The organism is Halanaerobium hydrogeniformans (assembly GCF_000166415.1).
GTDB classification, from domain to species: Bacteria; Bacillota; Halanaerobiia; order Halanaerobiales; family Halanaerobiaceae; genus Halanaerobium; species Halanaerobium hydrogeniformans.
Window position 1 is genome coordinate 681,472 of record NC_014654.1, and the last position, 21,447, is coordinate 702,918.

Below are 21,447 nucleotides of genomic sequence, written 5' to 3' on the forward strand. Positions count from 1 at the left end.
TTAAGATTTTACACCTAAGATTTTCTAAAAATGCTTTCTTTGTGATTTAGTCTGCAGTTGTAATAACCTGATCACCTAATATTTAACCCCACTTTGAGGTTCTCTTATTCGAGGTGATAATAATTGAGATATGACCAAAAAGTTTTTTATCAACTGTGAAAACAGGAATTCAACCTATTTTTGCAGGAAATTTTTAATTAAAAGAGAAATAAGAAAACAGGTGTTTAGTTTAGGTTTTATTTTTAAATTTATAAATTGAAAATCTGATTACATTGAAGCTAGCTATGAGTAGAATTAAATCAGGAGTGGTTAAATGAATTGGGAAAATTGGATCGGGTATAATTAATTAAACAGTTTTTTCTCGGACATGATATAATAAGATAATAACAAACTAAAATGGAGGAAAATATCATGCCTACAAAATATCCTGAAGAAATCAAAAGAAAAGTTGTTGCTCTGGCCAATAATGGTAAAAATCAAACTGAAATACTCAATGAATATGGAATGGCAAGGTCCACACTTCATAAATGGATAAAAGACTATAATAACTCAGGTTCATTCAGCGCTAAAGATAATAGATCTGATAAAGAAAAAGAATTAATTAAATTACAAAAAGAAAACAAGCAGTTAAAAATGGAGAATGATATTTTAAAGCAAGCGGCGCTGATAATGGGACGAAAGTAGCAGTTATTAAGGCAAACAGGGATAAATACAGTATTAGCGCCATGTGCAGAGCACTCAATATATCAAGGGGTATGATCTATTATACCCCTAAAGAAAAACAGGTTGATGTTGAACTAGAAAGCGAAGTGATTTCCATTTACAAAGCAAGTAGAAATCACTATGGAACCAGAAAAATCAAAAGAGAATTAGCTAAAAAAGGTTATCAGGTGTCCAAGCGAAGAATAGGTAAAATAATGAAAAAATATAATCTAGTTTCTACTTATACTAAAAAACAATACAAAGTTCATTCTCCAAGCTGTAATGAAGATAAAATTGCCAATATTGTAAACAGAGAATTTAACAAAGAAGAAGCTCTAGACGTTGTTGTCAGTGATTTAACCTATGTTAATGTAAAAGGAAAATGGAACTATGTCTGTCTGATCATAGATCTCTTCAACCGTGAATTTGTTGGTTATGCAGCAGGTAAAAAGAAAAATGCCGAATTAGTAACTGAGGCTTTTAAAAGTATTAAAAGACCACTAAATCAAATTAATATTTTACATACTGATAGAGGTAATGAATTCAAAAATAAAGCTATCGATGATATTTTAGTCAGGTTTGATATTGAGCGTTCTTTAAGCAATAAAGGATGCCCATATGATAATGCAGTGGCAGAAGCAGCCTTTAAAGTAGTTAAGACTGAATTTGCTTATGACAGAATATTTAACAGCTTTGAAGAGCTGGAATATGAGCTATTTGACTATGTTAACTGGTATAATAACCACAGAATCCACGGGTCGTTAGATTACCTAACACCTGTTGAATATAGATATTTAATGTTCGATAAAAAATTGTTGTAAAAAGTATTGACAATCCATATATTAATAAATATAATTTAGAATATTTAAACATTGATAATAATACTAAGTCAGACTTAAATGATAATATTGAATCTATAAATGAATTCATTAAAAATATGATGGAAACTCAGGAAGGTAATTATGAAAAATAAATTAGTAATAATCTCTAACATTTCAACTTCTCTTATAAATTTCAGAGGGGATTTAATAAAAAAATGGATTGATTTAGATTATGAGGTCTATACCTTTGCTCCTAAATATAAAGCTGATCATCAAGAAATTTTAGAGGGCTGGGGAGCAAAAACAGTAGAATATAAATTAAATAGAAGTGGATTAAACCCTTTTAAAGGTATTAGTTCAATAATTGATTTAAAAAATAAATTAAAAAATATTGAACCTGACTATATTTTTGCCTACACAATTAAACCAGTCATATTTACATCCTTAATAAGTAAAAGTTTTAATTTAAAAGGCATGTATTCTCTGATGCCAGGTCTTGGTTATACTTTTAATAGTGGTGGAATTAAAAATAAAATAGTAAATAAAATAGCAGTTTTTTTATATAAACTTTCATTAAAGAATAACGATAAAGTATTCTTTCAGAATCCAGATGATCAAAATTTATTTATTGATCTAAATTTAATCGATAAAGAAAAAACAGTCGTTGTAAATGGTTCAGGAGTAGATATAGAAGAATTTTATAATTCTGATCCCCAAACTGGAAAAATTTCATTTTTAATTATGGCCAGGTTACTTAAAAGTAAAGGCATAAAACAGTATATAGAAGCAGCAAGTATAATTAATAAAGAATACCCAGAAGCAGAATTTAATATTTTAGGTTCTCCGGGTTCAGGACCTGATGCAGTTTCTTTAGATTATGTAAAAAAAGCAGATCAGGATAATATAATAAATTATCTTGGGCGAGTAGAGGATGTAAAACCATTTATAGCTCAAAATAGTGTTTATGTATTACCTTCCTATTATAGAGAAGGTACACCAAGATCTATATTAGAGGCTATGTCAATGGGGAAACCCATTATAACTACCGATAATCCTGGCTGTAGGGAAACTGTAGTTGATGGTCAAAATGGATTTTTAATACCGGTTAAAGATCATAAAATATGGGCAGAAAAAATGAGATATTTTATTAAGCTTAATTGTAAAATGAACTTGAACTAATTAAAAAAAACTAATAAAAAATGCCCATAGTGGCACAAACTGTAATATAATTGAATTACTACAAACAATAAACATTACAGGAGGGTGCACACTATGGACTACTTATATGATACACCAAATTCTCGAAAAAATAAACACCTTAATGCTTATGATCGCGGTCAAATTGCTTTATTACATTCAGAAGGAATGTCACCTTATGCAATTGGTAAACGCTTAGGTAGAGCTTCAAATACAATTAGAAACGAGTTGAAACGTGGTACAGTTTCTCAAATAAAGGCCAATAAAAAGGTTGATATTTATTTCCCTGATGTTGGTCAAAGAGTTTATGAAAATAATCGTAAAAATTGCGGACCTAAGTTTAAACTCCTAGAGTGCGAAGATTTCATAGAACATGTTTTAGATAAATTTTACAACTCAGATCATTCAATTGATTCTATTTGTGGATCAGCTCAGGTGCATAATAAATTTCCAAATTCAAAGATGGTTTGCACCAAAACTCTCTATAATTACATAGATGCTGGACTACTTAAGATTAAAAATATTGATCTACCATTGAAATTAAAGCGTTCTACAAAACCAAAACGTATTAAGCAGAATAAAAAGAAACTGGGTACCAGCATTGATGAACGCCCTGAAAGCGTTAATGATCGCAGCGAATTTGGCCACTGGGAAATTGATACTATTATTGGTAAAAAGACTAAAGATGAAGCAGCACTACTTACTATGACAGAACGTACAACTCGCTCACAAATTATTCGCAAAATTGATGACAAAACATCTTGTTCTGTTCAGGAAGCTATGACAAAGCTAATCAAAGAAACTGGAGATCTTTTTTCTACAGTCTTTAAAAGCATTACCAGTGACAATGGTTCTGAATTCTCAGAGCTAGCCAGTGTAGAAGAAATAGTTGGCACTAAAATTTATTATACTCATCCCTATTCAGCCTGGGAAAGAGGAACAAATGAACGTCACAATGGCTTGATAAGAAGGTTTATACCTAAAGGTAGAAGTATAAATGAATTTTCAATTGAAGCTATTGCTAGAGTTCAAAATTGGTGTAATACTTTACCTAGAAAAATATTAGGATATTTAACTCCTGATGAAGCTTTTGAAGACCAACTAAAACTAATTCTATACAATTAAAATTATTACAGTTTGAAACTAGTTCAATTTAACATTGCAATTCAAGGATAATTTATTAAAAATAAAAATGAAATTATAAGAATGGGTAAAGAAAGCAGAAAGATTGCTGAAGAAAAGTATGATGTACATAAGGTAAATCAAAAAATTATAGAAGAGATGAATTTAGAATAGTTGGGGGATAACTATGAAAACATTAGTAACAGGAGCAGCGGGATTTATAGGTTCAACATTAACAGAGAAATTACTTGAAGAAGGATATGAAGTTATAGGAGTAGATTGCTTTATAGATTATTATGACCGTTCATTAAAAGAAAATAATATGAGTTCATTTATAGATCATGAAAACTTTACTCTAATAGAAGAAAACATAAATGATCTTGATTTAAAAGAATTACTTAAAGATGTAGACTACATATTTCATCAAGCAGCTCAGGCTGGAGTAAGATCAAGCTGGGGAGAAGATTTTGAAATTTATACTCATAACAATATAATGGGGACTCAGAGACTATTAGAAGCAGCTAAAGAGAGTAATATTAAAAAGTTTGTTTATGCTTCTTCATCTTCAGTTTATGGAGATACAGATCAATTACCAATGCAAGAAACAAATAGATTACAGCCTGTTTCTCCTTATGGCGTATCTAAACTTGCCGGAGAAAACCTATGCTATTTATATTATAAAAATTTCAATGTACCAACAGTATCCTTAAGATATTTTACTGTCTTTGGAGAGAGACAGAGACCGGATATGGCTTTTCATATTTTTATTAAAGCTATTTTACAGGATAAAAAACTAACTATTTTTGGTGATGGTAAGCAGTCAAGAAACTTTACCCATGTTCAGGATATAGTTAAAGCCAATATTCTGGCAGCAGAAAGTGATGCTGCAGGAGAAATATTTAATATTGGTGGCGATGGTAAAAGAGTAGTCTTAAATGATTCTATTGATTTAATGGAAGAAATAATAGGCAAGAAAGCCAATAGAGAGTATCAGAAGGTTGTTAAAGGCGATGTCAAACATACTTCTGCCGATACATCAAAAGCTAAAGAAATGCTCGGCTATGAGCCTGAAACTGATTTTGAAGAGGGTCTTGAACGTGAGGTTGAGTTTTTAAAAGATTTATATCTGTAAATAAATTTTAATGTATACTTTTTTATCCGGAGTTGATTTCAAATGCTAACAGCACTAATAATGGCTGGAGGAGAAGGAACCAGATTCTGGCCTTTAAGCAGAAAAGATAATCCAAAACAATTTTTTAAATTAAATGATGACCAAAAAACAATGTTACAGGAGACTGTAGCCAGAATAAAAGAACTTGTACCAATAGAACAGGTCTTTATAGCTACCAATGCAGCTTATCAGGAAGCCATTAAAAGGCAGCTTGATGGAATACCTTCAGAAAATATAATAGTAGAACCAATGAAAAGAAATACAGCTGCCTGTATAGGTCTTTCTTCAGTAGTTATAGAAAATAAATATCCTGGTTCAGCAATGATTGTCTTACCTGCAGATCATTTAATAAAAGATGAAAAGAAATTTATTGATATTTTGTCTAAAGCAGTAATGACAGCTGCAACAGGTAAAAATCTTGTTACTTTAGGTATTAAACCAACCCATCCAGAAACAGGTTACGGCTATATCCATTATGGTAATCACCTACATACAATTGATGGAGACCAGGTATTTGAAGTTCAAAACTTTACTGAAAAACCTGATTTAGATACAGCTAAAGAATTTTTAGAAGCTGGTAACTATCTCTGGAACAGCGGCATGTTTATCTGTCAGCTGGATAGTATCTTATATAATATAGAAAAACATCTACCTGAGATGTATAGTTCCTTATTAAAAATAAAAAAGGCTTTAGGAACAGATTTAGAAAAGAAAGTTATTAAAGAAGAATTTGAACAGATGGAAAGTGTATCTATCGACTATGGAATCATGAAAAGAGCAGATGATATCTTTGTTATTCCCTCCTCTTTTGGCTGGGATGATTTAGGCAGCTGGCCTGTTCTGGAGAGAGTTGAAAAAATAGATAATGATGGTAATGTGGTAATTGGTAAACATTACGGTATAGATACTACTAATCCTATTATTCACAGTCCGAATAAGGTAGTAACTACCATTGGACTTGATGATGTAGTTATTATGGATACAGAGGATGCTATTTTAATCTGTGATAAAAAAAGAGCTCAAGAAGTAAAAGAGATCAGAAATATTCTGGCAGCTGATGGGCTGGAGGATTGTTTGTAGGAGTTTATTTTTCTTTATATTAATTAATACCTAAATTAAACTTCAAAATTATTTTCAGAAAATTTAAAATAAACTTGCTTTTTGTGAACATCTGTTTTATAATGTTCTTATAAATTAGTTAATGTGAAGGAAATATTACATGAAGCTAACTCATGAGATTAGAGACCCTATACATATTTTTATTAAACTTTCTTCGGAAGAAAGGAAAGTCTTAGATTCTCCGCAATTTCAGCGTTTACGCTATATTCACCAATTAGCATTAACATATCTAGTTTATCCAGGGGCAACCCATAATCGCTTTGAACATTCATTAGGTACAATGGAACTGGCAAGTACTGAAGAATTAAACTGCCATAGAATTACAGTAAGTCGTGAAATTTCAAAAAAAGAAATAAAGCTTAAAAATAGATAAAGATAATTTTATATATGAGACCTAAAAAGTTGAAAAAGATAAGGCTAAAGAAAGAGTAGCGCTACGAGACGCATAGAAGGTCAGACAATTAGAGATTGGCCTGAAGAAGCTGATACAAGTGGGAGGGTTTATTCATGGATGAAATTGATTTTAATGAAGAACATTTTTTGATTTCTGATCCCCAAATGATTAATAATAATAATTTAAGAGAACCTCAAATTAGCGCATATCATAAAGTATACAATCATTTTGTTACCAAAAGTAAAACATCACATGCAATAATAGTCTTACCAACTGGAGTAGGAAAAACAGGTTTAATGGCAATATTACCGTACCATATTTCTGAAGGCAGAGTATTAATTATAACTCCTGGTACAACAATAAGAGATTCTATTATTGATTCCTTAGATCCTGATAATTATGACAATTTCTGGTTAAAAAGAAAAGTTTTTAAAGATGTTGAGAAGCTACCTAATTTAATTGAATATGAAGGAGACGATACTCCCTTAGAAATAATAAATAACGCAAATATAGTTGTTTTAAATGTACATAAACTTCAAAATAGACTTGATTCATCACTATTAAAAAGAGTTAATGAAGATTTTTTTGATATGATATTAATTGATGAAGCTCATCATTCTACAGCAGATACCTGGGTTGAAGCAGTAAACTATTTTTCTGATGCTAAAATAGTTAAATTAACCGGTACCCCTTTTAGAAGTGATGGTAAACCAATTGTAGGGGAAGAAGTATTTAAATATAAGTTGAGTGCTGCTATGGCGAATAATTATGTAAAAAGTTTAGAAGATATTGTCCATGTACCTGGAAAATTATATTTAACTATTGATAACAAATATAAAAAAGAGTATACTGTAAAAAAAATATATGATATGGATTTAAAAGATGAAAATTGGATCAGTCGGTCTGTAGCATATTCTAAAAATTGTTCTGAAAAAGTTGTAGTTGAAAGTCTTAAACAGTTAGAAGAAAAAACTAATAAGAGTTCTGTTCCCCACAAAATTATAGCAGTTACTTGTAGTATAGATCATGCGGAACAAATTAAAGAAATATATATAAACAAAGGATATGAAACTACAATTGTGCATAGTAAGATGAGTGATGAAAAGCTGCAAAAAGCTCATAGTGATATTGAAAATCATAGAGTTCAAGTTGTAGTTAATGTGGCAATGTTAGGAGAAGGTTTTGATCATAAGTACTTATCTGTTGCAGCTATTTTTCGACCTTTTAGGAGTAAATTACCATATGCACAATTTGTTGGTAGAATATTAAGAAGAATTCCTGAAGATGAAGTAGAGAGTGTAGAAGATAATATTGGTGTAATTGTATCTCATCAATACTTATACTTAAAGGATTTATGGGATTATTATAAAAAAGAAATTCAGGAAAGTGATACTATAAAATATTTGAATGAATTAGAAATTTCGGATGATGAATCAGAAACTATAGATGGGAAAAGAGATCTAAGTATTGGTAATGCTAGAGAAGAGGGTGAAGGAAAGGTTATAGTAGATCCCTATATTACTACAGAATTGCTCAAAAAAAGGAAAGAAGAAATAGCTAAAAGAAAAGAAGCAATTAAAAATTTACAAGATATGTTAGAAATACAAAAAGAAGAAGCAGCAAAGATTTATGATTCCAGTCAGACTAGTAAGTCTAAAATAAAAAGGCCGGATCAATATTTTAAAAACAGAAAAAAAGATATAGATCATTTGATAAAGTATGAAATTGTTCCAGAATTAATTAATGAATTTAATTTACAAAAAGATGGTGATGAAATAATTGGCTGTAGGCTTTTTAAAGATAAATTTTCTTGGATTAGAAAGATAGGTAATAATGCGGGGATGTTGTCGGCTTATTTTAGTGATGCATTAAGGCATAAGATTAGCAAAAAAAGAAAGGATTGGAATTTATCTGATTATGATATTGCATTTGAACAAATAGATGCAATTAAAGAGTATGCAGAAAATGTGCTTCATAGTTATTTGGAAGGTTAAAAGTTTAAAGTTTTGAAACTTAATGATTAAAATGAAGGGTGTGATCAAATGAAAGACGATATCAAAAATCTTTATGAGTTATTTTATTCTTCGGTGGTAACCCCCTATAATTTACTAGAAAATGCAAAATTACCAAATTATAGTTATGTTAACTATTATATGGGTGATGATGGTTTAATTGCAGAAATGAAGTGTGAAATAGAAGATTATCAGGGGCAGGTAATTTTTTATTATAATTTTGATAAAGAGGATAAGTTGGAACAAGTATTTATTGAAGAAAATGCAGCTGAAAAGAAGTTGATTTATGATAGAAAAACAGAACAAAAATATCAAATCAATGATATTTTAAAGAAATGGATGGAAAACAGTGATAATATGGGTGAAGCAATTTAAATAAAATAAATGGTTGTATAAAAGTAATTGTGTATTTTTAAAACTAACCAGAAATAAAAAAATACTTGGTTTTTAAGTTTTCAACTTTGGGAATAATAAAGTCAATTCTTTTGACAAATTTGACTTTATTATTTAAAGCGTGAATAGACTTTTTAAAATAAAGGTATACAGTAAGTTTCTAAACTCCTCTGTAAGCGCCCATGCTTTTTCTAAAGCGGGAGATAGTTCGAAAATTTCTATCAACCGCTGGTGTGCATCATCATTAAGTTTTTCATCGGTTATTAAAAGAGTGAGCTTGATTTATGGAATTTATTTCTATTATAAGCAGTTTGCTTTAAAAGATAGAGTTTGAAACGCTTAGATTTCCTAGAATATTTAGTGATACTCTGTATTTTTTTCGGTAGTGTTCTTTTGCCACAGTGACCGTATGTGAATGTCAAATAACATTTTACACTTTTCGTTTATTAATAGTTCAATCTAAAATTTTTTATTTGTCATATCATTAAAGCTGACTCTCACTGGAAGGTGGGAGTTTTTTTATGTTTGCCTGGCATGGATATTTGCTAGTCAGTGAAAGTCTGATGTGGGGGTCAATAGTGCCAACCACTAGCTGAAGACAAGGGTGTCCACCGTGAGGTGGAATCTGAAGGAAGTTGGAGGCAAAGCTTCGGTCTGAGGAATACGAACTGTATAAAAGGCACAATCTTGTGGGTAAGTTTGCATAACAAAACAAAGCCCAAAACTATTCGAGACGGGAAGTGTAAATACAGCAGATAGATGTAGTGAAAGCAAATATTCTTAACCAGGGAAGGTCTGACAGTAGATTGTGGTGATGAATTTCTAAGCAATAAACTCTGCAGTAATGCAAGAGTTGAACTGTCAGAATGCAGCAGAAGTCATAGTAGATTGGTGGATATATACACTAATTGAAGGATGAAACATTAGGAGGTTTCTTAAATTTGAACAACTCGACGGAAACACATAGAAAGCAGACAACTTCATATGAAGGCTGCTCTCAGGAGAAAAGGCTGGAAGCTGGAAGTAATGAGAGAGTGCAGAGTGTTTCTGCGGCGTTGCCGAAGGAAAGAAACGGTGAAAAGGCAGACTCCAGTAATCTGATGGAGAAAATTCTTGCAGCTCCAAACCTGAATAAGGCATATAAAAAGAGTTGTAGGAAATAAAGGCAGCCATGGTATTGATGGGATGAGTGTAGATGAACTTCTACCCCACCTTAAAAGAAACGGCAGTCAACTTCTGAAAGATATACTGGAAGGTAATTACAAACCACAGGCAGTAAGAAGGGTAGAAATACCTAAGCCTGGTGGTGGAGTAAGACTACTTGGTATTCCAACAGTAATAGATAGAATGATTCAACAGGCAATAACACAACAGCTGACGCCAATATTTGATCCGGGATTTTCAGAGTACAGTTACGGATTCAGACCTGGAAGAAATGCACACCAGGCGGTAAATAAAGCCAGGGAATATATAAATGACGGTTATACATGGGTGGTCGATATAGACCTTGAAAAGTATTTCGATACTGTTCAACATGATAAACTGATGTCTTTAGTAGCCAGGAAAGTGCAGGATAAGAGGGTGCTGAAGTTAATAAGAGCTTACCTTAACTCAGGAGTAATGATTGATGGTGTAATCAGTAAAGATGATAAAGGTTGCCCCCAGGGCGGCCCGTTAAGTCCGCTGCTCAGCAACATAATGCTGGATGAACTGGATAAAGAACTGGAGAAACGCAATCATAAATTCTGTCGCTACGCTGATGATAGTCAGATCTATGTCAGAAGCAGAAAAGCGGCCAAGAGAGTTATGGAAAGCATAACTGTATTTGTTGAAAAGAAACTCAAACTTAAAGTCAATGCAAGGAAAAGTGCAGTCGGCAGACCCTGGAGAAGAAAATTCTTAGGGTTTTCATTCTATAGTAGGAAAGGTGAAGTAAGGGTTAGAATCCACCCGAAATCGATTAAGAAAATTAAAGGAAAGATAAAAGCACTCACATCAAGGAGTAAGCCATGGACAATGAAATATCGTTTTAAGAAATTAAAACAGATAATCACAGGCTGGGTCAGCTACTATAAAATAGCTGATATGAAAAGAAAGATGAGGGAACTTGACCAGTGGGCAAGACGAAGAATAAGAATGTGCTACTGGAAGAGGTGGAAGAAAATTAGAACCCGCTTTAAGATGCTCAGGAAACTGGGTATCAAAGAAGCTAAGGCATGGAAATATGCTAACACAAGGAAAGGCTACTGGAGAATATCCAATAGCCCAATACTTGCAAGAACCTTTACCAACCAGTTATTAAAGAAACTGGGATACTTCAGTTTTACGGAAAGATATGCACAAGCAACTAATACTTAATGAACCGCCCAGTACCGAACGGTACGCTGCGGTGGTGTGAGAGGACGGAAAATAAATTAATTATTTTCCTCCTACTCGATTTCACTACAACACAATTTACACAGTGTTGAAGTGTATGGGTGTTTTTGTCCTGCAATAATAGGGAATTTTAGTTTGCAACTTTTGGGAATGCTACTTTGCAATTCCCGGTAATTATATTATGCAAAAAATAAATAATAGGAGTTGCAGGAGTTGAGGACTGATTTTGCTGAGTCTGTAGATAAAAAGAAATTTGAGATTTAGAATTCAATTAAAATATAATATTTAACTTTATTTCCAAATTATTCTATGTTATACTTTAAGTAGTATAAATATTATAAGGAGATGGGGTTATGTATAAAGATAATTATAAAAAATTAAAGGCTGCTATTAATAAACTCAAATCTAAATATGACTTTAAAGGTTTATATCATTTTACTGATTTCAAAAATTTAAAAAGCATTATTGAAACAGAGTGTTAAAAAAGCAGGGCTGAATGCCAGAATAGTGAGATTGATTTTTTAGATGCAGCCAATGAGGATGTTATTGAACATACTAAACAAGATATAAAAAAATGTGTAAGGTTTTATTATAAAGAAAAAACTCCTACTTTATACAAGAATGAAGGAATTAAAGTAGATAATGCGAAACCTCATATTCCCCTGCCAGTGTATTTATTATTTGATTATGAGTTAATATTATTAGAAAATACAGTATTTGCGAGTTGTAATGCAGCATCCTCAAATGTTAATTTTGGAAAAGATTTTGAATTTTTTAAGACGATGGACTGGGATAAAATATTTCATCGAGGATCATTGCATATCGAAGATACCCCATTAAAAAGAGAAATTATTAGTAAACGGCATGCTGAATTATTGGGGTTACAGGATATTTCACTGAATTATTTAAATAAGATATTTTTTAGAAGTAAGGCAGATTACAAAAGAGCAATTAATTTATTTGGAAAGGATGATAAATTAGAGCTTGACGCCAGCTTATTTAACTGCAATAATAATTATATAGAAGATTATAAACTAGAAATTCATAAACAGACTCAGAAAACTATTGATATTAACTTAGAATTTAACAAAAGAAATTATAAAAATTATACTCATACAATTATAATTAAAGATTTGGAATCTGCTAATATAGTTTATGATAAAAATATTAATTTCACGAATGGAAATGATTTGAAACGTCATGGTAACTATATAGCCCCCTAACAGAATTGGAGAAAAAGTTTGAAAGTGATATACTCTAATTACAAGGGGGAAACACCAATGGCAAACAGAAAATATTCCGATGAAACTAAAGAACAAATTGTAAAAGAATGTCGCGAAATAGGTAACACAGCTCTTGTAGCAAGACGACATAATATTTCTAAGCATACTGTTTACAGCTGGGTCAAAAAAGCTAAAGAAACAGGATCAGTTAGATCTCTTCCTAAAGATGAAAAAAAGCAAATGAAAGAGATAGAAAATAGATTAAGTAAAATGAGCGATGAAAATGATAAGCTCAAAAAAATTGTAGCAGAAAAAGAATTAGAATTGGCGATTTTAAGGGAGTTGAGAGATAAAGTAAACCCCCGATAGCCCTCAAAGTTCAGATTGCATCAAAGTGGATAAATAAAGGGTATAAAATCTCTATTGTTTTAGACTTTGTTGGGCTTAATTCTTCCACTTACTACAGTAATATAAATAGAAAAACTAGAGAGTGAAAGTACTAATAGCAGCAATTCCAATAATCCTCAAGGAAGACCTGTCCCTGGGTATTCTCTAACTGAATCAGGTGAAAAATATCTGATGAACAGATTAAAGAATGGCTCTTAGAACTGGTTGCAGGAGATGGCTTCCCTTATGGTTACAGGAAACTTACAGTCTGTTTAAAAGAAGACTATAACTTGAAAATAAATAAGAAAAAAGTATACAGGTTATGCAAAGAACTGGATATATTAAGATCGCAAAGAAAAATCAAAAAATTTAGACCTAAAAAGATTGCAAAACAGGAAGAAATTACAGAACCAAATCAACTCTGGCAGATGGATTTAAAATACGGCTACATAAATGGAACAGATCAGTTCTTTTTCCAGATGTCAGTAATTGATGTCTTTGATAAGACTGTTATAGATTATCACCTGGGACTAAGCTGTAAAGCTAAAGATACCTGCAGGGTATTAAAGGCTGCTTTAAATAAAAGAAAGCTGTATAAAGGCATGAATTTGCCTAAAATTAGAACAGATAATGGACCACAATTTGTCTCTAAATTATTTGGAGACACCTGTGAAAAACTGGGGGTAGAGCATCAGAGAATTCCAGTTAGAACACCTAATATGAATGCTCATATAGAATCATTTCATTCGGTTTTAGAAAAAGATTGTTATTCAATTAATGAATTCAGTAGTTTTATTGACGCCTATAAAAAAGTCAGTGAGTATATGAATTATTATAACAACAGATACCGTCATGGCAGTCTTAATGATATGCCTCCAGCAAAATTTTATAAACTGGCTAAAGCAGAAAAAATAGTTGCTGAACCAGTACTCGCCTAAATCAAAAAATGAGAAACTAAGAATGAGCGAGCTTAACAAACATATTTTCCATATTTAGGGGGTTGAACCGGTAAAATCAAAAATTTGCCTAATGAACAATTAAAGTTTGAATATTATATGAACGGAATACTAAGTATAGAGGCGACTATTTAGGATGGTGAAATTATGATTAAATACTATCAAGGAACAGTATTCAATGCTCCCGCTAAAACTATAGTTAATACAGTTAACTGCGTTGGAATAATGGGGGCAGGTATAGCCCTGGAATTCAAACTCAGATTTCCCGAAATGTATAAAGATTATAAGGATAAATGCAATAAAAACTTAGTTAGAATAGGACGGCCTTATATCTACTGTCATAGTGATGATTTATGGATATTGAATTTCCCAACAAAAAAACACTGGCGAAATAAGTCAGAAATAGAATGGATTGAAGCAGGACTTAAATATTTTAATAAAAATCATTCTAAAGTTGAGATGGAATCAGTTGCTTTTCCCAAATTAGGTACAAACAATGGTGGTTTAGACTGGGAAGCAGTTAAAGATTTAATGGAGAAATATTTATCTGATTTGGATATTGATATTTATATCTGCTTGAATGAGAAAAATGAAGCAGAGGGTATAGAAAAAAAGATGTTGGATCTAGTTAATAAAGTTGATCGTGAACATTTAATTAAAGAGGTTGGTATAAACGCCAAGCAGGCTAAAAAAATAGTAGATAAGCAGCCGGTTCAGAGATTCTGGCAGATAAATAATTTTAAAGGAATAGGGAAGAAATCTTATGAAAAAATATTTAGATATTATTATCAACTGGCGAAAGGTAAAAAAAGAGAATTAGTTCAGATGGCTTTAGAGATGTAAATTGAATCTAGAAAATAATTTTATCTGAAGATTACTCTCACTGGAATTATTAAAATTCTGGTGGGATTTTTTTATTTCTTTGTAGCATATTTTAAATTATGTTACACTAATAAATTAATATTGATAAATTGTAACAATTATGTTACAATAAATATACAATAATTTAAATGAAAGGGTGGTCTAATGTTAGATTATGAAGTGATTGCAAAAAGGCTAAAAGCAGCTCGGAAAGAAATGAATTATTCACAGCAGGAAGTAGCTAATTTCATTGGCAAAAAAAGAAGTCAAATATCGTATTATGAAACTGGTGCCAGAAAAATTAATTTATCTTTGTTAAATCAATTTTCCAATTTATATGGTAAAAGTATTGAGTATTTCATTGGTGAAAGAGAGGAAGAGGATAAATTAGAAATAGCTCACCGCTCGACTGATATTGCTCAGGATGATCTAGAAAAAATAAAGTGGGCTAAGAATTTTGTGAACAATTTATGTGAATTAAGAAATATGCTGGGGGTAAAATAAATGAGTAAAGCAAATAATCCTCTTGCTGAAACAAGAGCTATAGAAACCAGAAATGAATTTGGATTGAGCAATACAGAAGCTATAAATATTTTTGAAGTATTAAAATACAATGCTAATGTCAGTATTATCAAAATGCAAATTGATAGTGGTTTATATGGGCTTTTTCTTAAAAAAGGTGAAGTCCAGGCAATATTAATTAATGTGAATACCTCATTAGGCCGGCAATACTTTACTGCTGCTCATGAATATTATCATTTAAAATATAATGTAAATTTAAATGGAAAGCAAAAATACCTGGAAAAAGAAGCTGATACTTTTGCCTCTTATCTATTAATGCCTCGTGAAGCTTTAAACTTTCATCTAAAGAAAAGATTAACCCAAAAAAATAGAAATAAGGTAGATATTTCAGATTGTCTTTATTTAGAAAACTATTTTAAGATCAGTCATCAGGCTCTAATTTTAAGGCTTAAACTAGACAGGCATATCAATAACAAAAGATATAAAGAATTGAAAGAGATTAATGTTATTAAAAAAGCAAGAAAATATGGATATTCAACAGAATTATATACTAAGCCCAAAGTAGAGGATGATGTAATTGTTGAGTCTGATTATGCAGAATTAGCCGAAGAGGCTTTAGAAAAAAACAAAATCTCAGAAAGTAGATATAATGAATATCTAATTGAAGGTGGATATGGTTATTTAGTCTTTGGAGATGAAAACGATGAGGGCTGATAAATTAGTATATAAAACTGATATTAAATTAGTTTTTGATAATGATTGTCTTGCCTCTTTTATTTGGATTAAAAGAATAGATATTCTCGTTGACTTATATCGAGATAGGATATTTGTTCCCCAGGTAGTAGTTGATGAATTTAGTTTTATGAAAAGATATAGTAAATACAGCTGGGTTTATAAAGATGAAATTGAGGCAATTGATGTAGGTCTGTTTAAAGTCATTGAAATAGATAGTGAGTATCAAGCTTTTATTGAATATAACAAGCTTATAAAAATGGGGAAAAGAAGAACTTACACAGAAGAATTCAAAAGAGATGCTGTTGAACTCAGTCTGAACTCTGATAAATCTGTTAAAGAAATTGCTGAAGATCTAGGTATTAATTATGGTAATCTCAATCGCTGGCGTAGAGAATATAGAAACAACAGGAAACTGAAAAATGAGAAATTAAAGCTAGAAATAGCTAAAATATATTGGCAGCATGGGGCCGCTATGGAAGCCCCAGAATACACCAACAGTTGGTAAAAGAAGGCCATAAATGTAATATAAAAAGAGTTGTTAGACTTATGTGAGTAATGTTCTTAAGGCAATTCAGAAAAAGAAATTCAAAAAGAACTATGGAAAAATGTTATAAGATCCTCAATGAGCCGAAAAGGAGACTGCTGGGATAATGCAGTTGCAGAAAGTTTCTTCTCCACTATAAAAACAGAATTAATTTATCAAAAAGATTACAAAGCAAGAAAACAAGCAAGACAGGATGTTTTCGAATATATAGCTGTTTATTACAACAGAATCAGAATGCACTCTAGATTAAATTATAAAAGTCCAGAAGAATACGAAAATGAAAGAAAACTATCTAAACTATGTGTCTAATTTAATGGGGGAACCTCAGAAGTATAGTTACAGAGATGCAATTGATTCACTCTTTAGATAAAAAATCCATAAAGTATGTAGGGAAATAACGAGATATGAAGAAGTAATTAAGTAGGATTAATTTACATTCAATATATATTAAAGTATAATGTAAATATAAGAAGGGTAATTTAAATATGAATAAAAATCAAAAATATAAAATTGTAGATGTAAGTGACTGGGAATTAATAAAAGAAGGAAAAGGTTATAGTAATTCTTATTGGCTTCGTGACACAGAATCTAGAAATAGAGCTTTATTTAAAATGCCAAAATATAATGAACATTATGATTGGTATGGTGGAGGGCACTGGGCAGAAAAAATTGTTTCAGAAATAGGGGAAGAACTAAATTTAAAAGTTCCAAAAAGTAGATTTAGCTCTTTATAATAACAGTCAGGGTTGTATTAGTTATAGGTTTTTAGATAAAGATGAAATCCTGAAAGAAGGCGTAGACCTAATGAGCTATGAAATCACTGAGACTAATAGACAAAATTATACTCTGAATAATATTTTGAGTGATCTAAAAGAATATGATTTAATTGAAGATTTTATTGAAATACTGCTTTTTGATGGCTTTATTGGTCAAACTGACAGACATGAAGAAAATTGGGGGATAATAGTTTCTGAAAAAAAAGATATAACTCCAAAATTAGCTCCAATTTATGATAATGCTTCTTCTTTAGCAAGAGAAAGATTACCACATCATGTTGAGAAGCTTCTTAAAGATGAGAACTTTTTAAAGTCCTATTTAAGAAAATGCAAATCTTGTATTAGACTAAACGGTAATGAAAAAATTACACAATATGATATGCTCTGCTATTTAAATCAGTGTTATTCGGATATATATAAAGCATTTATTATTAAATTAAAATTACTGCAAGAAGATATTATTCGAGAGATTATTTTTAAAGTACCTGAAAATTTCATAAGTGCTAACCAAAAGAGATTAGTGCTTAAGATATTAATGGAACGCAGAAGTTGGATGTTAGATTTAGTGGAGAAAGAAGGTGATTGATTGTGGTAATTGCTAAACACAAAAATGAGCTTTTAGTTGTCTGGAAGGATCCAGATACCAGAGAAAGAATTGTAATCGGTAGATTATGGAAAGAAGATGGATTGTTTCAATTTAAATATATTAGAGAAGACGAAAATGAGCATGGGAGTATTGAATATGCACTTAAGATGGGATATAAAACGATTAAGATTTTTGAAGATATTGACCAAAAATATACTTCTGAAAAATTATTTGCTCCATTCCTTAATAGATTAAATGGTAAAGATAGAAAAAATAAGCCATTTGAGGCACTGAAACGAACTGGAGGAAGATTGAATACAGATACATTAGAATTCATGGAGCCTATTGATGAAGAAAAGAAATGTAGAACAGTTAAATTCAATATTGCAGGTTGGAGACATTATGATGGAGATAAAGCTTTAGAAAACTTAGATTCAGGACAGGAAATTCATTTAGAAATTGAAGAGGATAATATTTATGATATGCATGCAATTGAAATCTGGACTAAAGATAAAGAGTACAAACTTGGTTATGTTCCAGCTGTTTACAGTAGGTATATTGATAAGCTGGTAGAAGATGGAGAATATGATGCTGTAATTGCTGAGGTTAATCCTAAAGCTGACCCCTATCAAATTTTAGAGATTAGATTTAGAGGTGAGATGGTTAATCCCAAGGTGGAAGAAACTAAATTTTCTATCGCTTAGGAAATATCAAAATATAATATGAATTAACTTAATGCCGTTACTTTCATTTGTAGCGGCTATTTTTAATATTTCACACTTTATGTTCCAATAAATATATTATAATTTAAATGAAAGGGTGGTCTAATGTTAGATTATGAAGTGATTGCAAAAAGGCTAAAAGAAGCCCGGAAAGAAAGGAATTATTCACAGCAGGAAGTAGCTAATTTCATTGGCAAAAAAAGAAGTCAAATATCCTATTATGCAAGAAATTAGTTTGTAGATAATTAATTAAAAATGTGATGAATATAAAATGGTTAGATAGGGTAAAAAAAAAGTATCAGATCACTGGATTTTCTTACCATCAATTCATCTGATACTTCACTAGATTAATACCTGTTTTTTTAGAGATTTAACTCTTCGTTTGGCTTCTAAATAGATATTTTGTCTGCTGCCGATAATGATTAGCAGGTATACTTTATTATCTTCTAAAATTTTAAAGATTGCTCTATATTGTCCATCAGCTAAAGTGAATTGAAAACTTCTTAATCCTTTGAGAATTCCAGATAGAGATTTACTTTTTTTAACTGGGTTATTTTCTAAAGAAATAATCTGATTAATGGCATCTTCTTTTTGATGTTTAAGTTTTTTTAAGTCGTTTTTAATTAAGTGAATAATCTCAATTGAATAATCACTCATCTAGTTTAATCCCTTCTTCTTTAGCAAAATCTCTCAAATTTTGTGTATTACCTTTTTTATATTCACTTTCCGCATATGCTGCTAATTCTACAATTGGATCCTCAATAGCTCTTGTCAATTCTACTCTTCCAGGACTAAGATTCATAAAAAGAGCATCTCCTGATTCAATATCTGCAGCCTCTCTAGCTTCTTTGGGGATTGTTATCCTGCCTCTTGAGTCAACTTTAACAACTAATTTGTCATTCATTTTATCACCACCTATTGTATTTTGTGGGTTTTACCCACACTTATATTATATAATGGGTAGAATTTTATAGCAAATAATCAATCAAATTTGCAAAATTTTTCTATATAATTTGAAAGAGTTGACTTTATAGAGTATAATTAAAATGGTGTATTTTAATTTTTAAGAGAAGGGAATAATGACTATTGATTAGGGCAGGAGGACTTTAATTGTTTTTTAAAAGATTGTTTGATTTTATACTATCAATTTTTTTAATTATTTGTTTAGCTCCATTTCTAATTATAATTGCCATTTTAATTAGACTGGAGTCAAAGGGGAGCCCAATCTTTGCCCAGGAACGAGTTGGTCAGGATAGCAATCCATTTACCATTTATAAGTTTAGAACTATGAGGATCGATACTCCTGATGTACCTACAAATGAATTTAATGATCGTGACAAATACATAACTAAGATGGGTAAGTTTCTCAGGGTGACCAGCCTTGATGAACTACCACAACTATTTAATATTTTAAAAGGTGAGATCTATATAGCCCCCTAACAGAATTGGAGAAAAAGTTTGAAAGTGATATACTCTAATTACAAGGGGGAAACACCAATGGCAAACAGAAAATATTCCGATGAAACTAAAGAACAAATTGTAAAAGAATGTCGCGAAATAGGTAACACAGCTCTTGTAGCAAGACGACATAATATTTCTAAGCATACTGTTTACAGCTGGGTCAAAAAAGCTAAAGAAACAGGATCAGTTAGATCTCTTCCTAAAGATGAAAAAAAGCAAATGAAAGAGATAGAAAATAGATTAAGTAAAATGAGCGATGAAAATGATAAGCTCAAAAAAATTGTAGCAGAAAAAGAATTAGAATTAGCGATTTTAAGGGAGTTGAGAGATAAAGTAAACCCCCGATAGCCCTCAAAGTTCAGATTGCATCAAAGTGGATAAATAAAGGGTATAAAATCTCTATTGTTTTAGACTTTGTTGGGCTTAATTCTTCCACTTACTACAGTAATATAAATAGAAAAACTGAGAGTGAAAGTACTAATAGCAGCAATTCCAATAATCCTCAAGGAAGACCTGTCCCTGGGTATTCTCTAACTGAATCAGGTGAAAAAATATCTGATGAACAGATTAAAGAATGGCTCTTAGAACTGGTTGCAGGAGATGGCTTCCCTTATGGTTACAGGAAACTTACAGTCTGTTTAAAAGAAGACTATAACTTGAAAATAAATAAGAAAAAAGTATACAGGTTATGCAAAGAACTGGATATATTAAGATCGCAAAGAAAAATCAAAAAATTTAGACCTAAAAAGATTGCAAAACAGGAAGAAATTACAGAACCAAATCAACTCTGGCAGATGGATTTAAAATACGGCTACATAAATGGAACAGATCAGTTCTTTTTCCAGATGTCAGTAATTGATGTCTTTGATAAGACTGTTATAGATTATCACCTGGGACTAAGCTGTAAAGCTAAAGATACCTGCAGGGTATTAAAGGCTGCTTTAAATAAAAGAAAGCTGTATAAAGGCATGAATTTGCCTAAAATTAGAACAGATAATGGACCACAATTTGTCTCTAAATTATTTGGAGACACCTGTGAAAAACTGGGGGTAGAGCATCAGAGAATTCCAGTTAGAACACCTAATATGAATGCTCATATAGAATCATTTCATTCGGTTTTAGAAAAAGATTGTTATTCAATTAATGAATTCAGTAGTTTTATTGACGCCTATAAAAAAGTCAGTGAGTATATGAATTATTATAACAACAGATACCGTCATGGCAGTCTTAATGATATGCCTCCAGCAAAATTTTATAAACTGGCTAAAGCAGAAAAAATAGTTGCTGAACCAGTACTCGCCTAAATCAAAAAATGAGAAACTAAGAATGAGCGAGCTTAACAAACATATTTTCCATATTTAGGGGGT

The 21,447-nt window shown here is 31.1% G+C and carries 20 protein-coding genes and 4 pseudogenes; 22 read left to right on the top strand and 2 right to left on the bottom strand.

Going from position 1 to position 21,447, the window contains the following annotated elements; all coding sequences use genetic code 11:
* Positions 1-396 precede the first annotated feature (396 nt).
* From HALSA_RS02945 to HALSA_RS12595, 20 genes and pseudogenes are all read left to right on the top strand, one after another.
* Positions 397-1,523 (top strand): IS3-like element ISHahy2 family transposase gene (locus tag HALSA_RS02945; protein ID WP_095522093.1). Its coding sequence is split into 2 segments (ribosomal slippage): positions 397-649 and positions 649-1,523, totalling 1,128 coding nucleotides; the frame shifts between segments, so codons are not numbered across the junction.
* Positions 1,524-1,664: 141 nt separating this feature from the next.
* Positions 1,665-2,702: a glycosyltransferase family 4 protein gene (locus HALSA_RS02950; protein WP_013405142.1), complete on the top strand. Its 1,038-nt coding sequence runs from the start codon at positions 1,665-1,667 to the stop codon at positions 2,700-2,702.
* A 93-nt stretch (positions 2,703-2,795) separates the two neighbouring features.
* On the top strand, positions 2,796-3,845 hold the full coding sequence (locus HALSA_RS02955) for an IS30 family transposase (RefSeq protein WP_013405143.1): 1,050 nt from the start codon (positions 2,796-2,798) through the stop codon (positions 3,843-3,845).
* Positions 3,846-4,029: 184 nt separating this feature from the next.
* Positions 4,030-4,974 carry an NAD-dependent epimerase/dehydratase family protein gene (locus HALSA_RS02960; RefSeq protein WP_013405144.1) on the top strand — a complete coding sequence of 315 codons (945 nt, stop codon included), beginning with the start codon at positions 4,030-4,032 and terminating at the stop codon, positions 4,972-4,974.
* Between the two features lie 42 nt (positions 4,975-5,016).
* A complete protein-coding gene (locus HALSA_RS02965; protein ID WP_013405145.1) occupies positions 5,017-6,093 on the top strand; it encodes a mannose-1-phosphate guanylyltransferase in 1,077 nt (358 codons plus the stop codon).
* Between the two features lie 139 nt (positions 6,094-6,232).
* Positions 6,233-6,505 carry a hypothetical protein gene (locus HALSA_RS02970; protein ID WP_013405146.1) on the top strand — a complete coding sequence of 91 codons (273 nt, stop codon included), beginning with the start codon at positions 6,233-6,235 and terminating at the stop codon, positions 6,503-6,505.
* Positions 6,506-6,639: 134 nt separating this feature from the next.
* Positions 6,640-8,520, top strand: coding sequence for a DEAD/DEAH box helicase (locus tag HALSA_RS02975; protein WP_013405147.1), 1,881 nt, complete (start codon positions 6,640-6,642; stop codon positions 8,518-8,520).
* Positions 8,521-8,568: 48 nt separating this feature from the next.
* Positions 8,569-8,913 carry a hypothetical protein gene (locus HALSA_RS02980; protein ID WP_013405148.1) on the top strand — a complete coding sequence of 115 codons (345 nt, stop codon included), beginning with the start codon at positions 8,569-8,571 and terminating at the stop codon, positions 8,911-8,913.
* A 959-nt stretch (positions 8,914-9,872) separates the two neighbouring features.
* Positions 9,873-11,289 (top strand): annotated as a pseudogene (gene ltrA, locus HALSA_RS02985) (group II intron reverse transcriptase/maturase).
* Between the two features lie 371 nt (positions 11,290-11,660).
* Positions 11,661-11,789: a hypothetical protein gene (locus HALSA_RS13120; RefSeq protein ID WP_013405149.1), complete on the top strand. Its 129-nt coding sequence runs from the start codon at positions 11,661-11,663 to the stop codon at positions 11,787-11,789.
* 15 nt (positions 11,790-11,804) lie between these two features.
* Positions 11,805-12,530 (top strand): annotated as a pseudogene (locus tag HALSA_RS02990) (DarT ssDNA thymidine ADP-ribosyltransferase family protein); the annotation flags it as partial.
* A 57-nt stretch (positions 12,531-12,587) separates the two neighbouring features.
* Positions 12,588-13,855: pseudogene (locus HALSA_RS03000) on the top strand (IS3-like element ISHahy4 family transposase).
* A 165-nt stretch (positions 13,856-14,020) separates the two neighbouring features.
* Positions 14,021-14,716 carry a macro domain-containing protein gene (locus tag HALSA_RS12360; RefSeq protein ID WP_013405151.1) on the top strand — a complete coding sequence of 232 codons (696 nt, stop codon included), beginning with the start codon at positions 14,021-14,023 and terminating at the stop codon, positions 14,714-14,716.
* 183 nt (positions 14,717-14,899) lie between these two features.
* Positions 14,900-15,238, top strand: coding sequence for a helix-turn-helix domain-containing protein (locus HALSA_RS03010; protein WP_013405152.1), 339 nt, complete (start codon positions 14,900-14,902; stop codon positions 15,236-15,238).
* On the top strand, positions 15,239-15,970 hold the full coding sequence (locus tag HALSA_RS03015; RefSeq protein ID WP_013405153.1) for an ImmA/IrrE family metallo-endopeptidase: 732 nt from the start codon (positions 15,239-15,241) through the stop codon (positions 15,968-15,970).
* Between the two features lie 277 nt (positions 15,971-16,247).
* Positions 16,248-16,844, top strand: a pseudogene (locus HALSA_RS13315) (IS3 family transposase).
* 176 nt (positions 16,845-17,020) lie between these two features.
* A complete protein-coding gene (locus HALSA_RS03035; RefSeq protein ID WP_041595773.1) occupies positions 17,021-17,269 on the top strand; it encodes a hypothetical protein in 249 nt (82 codons plus the stop codon).
* Between the two features lie 70 nt (positions 17,270-17,339).
* A complete protein-coding gene (locus tag HALSA_RS03040) occupies positions 17,340-17,897 on the top strand; it encodes a HipA domain-containing protein (RefSeq protein ID WP_041595774.1) in 558 nt (185 codons plus the stop codon).
* Between the two features lie 2 nt (positions 17,898-17,899).
* Complete coding sequence (locus HALSA_RS03045; protein ID WP_013405154.1) at positions 17,900-18,601, top strand: HIRAN domain-containing protein; 702 nt, start codon at positions 17,900-17,902, stop codon at positions 18,599-18,601.
* Between the two features lie 123 nt (positions 18,602-18,724).
* Complete coding sequence (locus HALSA_RS12595) at positions 18,725-18,853, top strand: helix-turn-helix domain-containing protein (protein WP_013405155.1); 129 nt, start codon at positions 18,725-18,727, stop codon at positions 18,851-18,853.
* 108 nt (positions 18,854-18,961) lie between these two features.
* On the opposite strand, the gene HALSA_RS03055 is transcribed toward HALSA_RS12595, so the two are convergent.
* Both HALSA_RS03055 and HALSA_RS03060 read right to left on the bottom strand, forming a co-directional pair.
* Complete coding sequence (locus HALSA_RS03055; protein ID WP_013405156.1) at positions 18,962-19,276, bottom strand: type II toxin-antitoxin system RelE family toxin; 315 nt, start codon at positions 19,274-19,276, stop codon at positions 18,962-18,964.
* Positions 19,269-19,523 carry an AbrB/MazE/SpoVT family DNA-binding domain-containing protein gene (locus HALSA_RS03060; RefSeq protein ID WP_013405157.1) on the bottom strand — a complete coding sequence of 85 codons (255 nt, stop codon included), beginning with the start codon at positions 19,521-19,523 and terminating at the stop codon, positions 19,269-19,271. Before HALSA_RS03060 ends, HALSA_RS03055 begins: the two co-directional genes overlap by 8 nt.
* A gap of 206 nt (positions 19,524-19,729) precedes the next feature.
* Between HALSA_RS03060 and HALSA_RS03065 the strand changes: the two genes are divergently transcribed.
* Positions 19,730-20,059, top strand: a complete 330-nt coding sequence (locus HALSA_RS03065) for a sugar transferase (protein ID WP_041595931.1) — start codon at positions 19,730-19,732, stop codon at positions 20,057-20,059.
* A 57-nt stretch (positions 20,060-20,116) separates the two neighbouring features.
* Positions 20,117-21,384 (top strand): IS3-like element ISHahy4 family transposase gene (locus tag HALSA_RS03075; RefSeq protein WP_095522092.1). Its coding sequence is split into 2 segments (ribosomal slippage): positions 20,117-20,417 and positions 20,417-21,384, totalling 1,269 coding nucleotides; the frame shifts between segments, so codons are not numbered across the junction.
* The last annotated feature ends 63 nt before the right edge of the window (positions 21,385-21,447 follow it).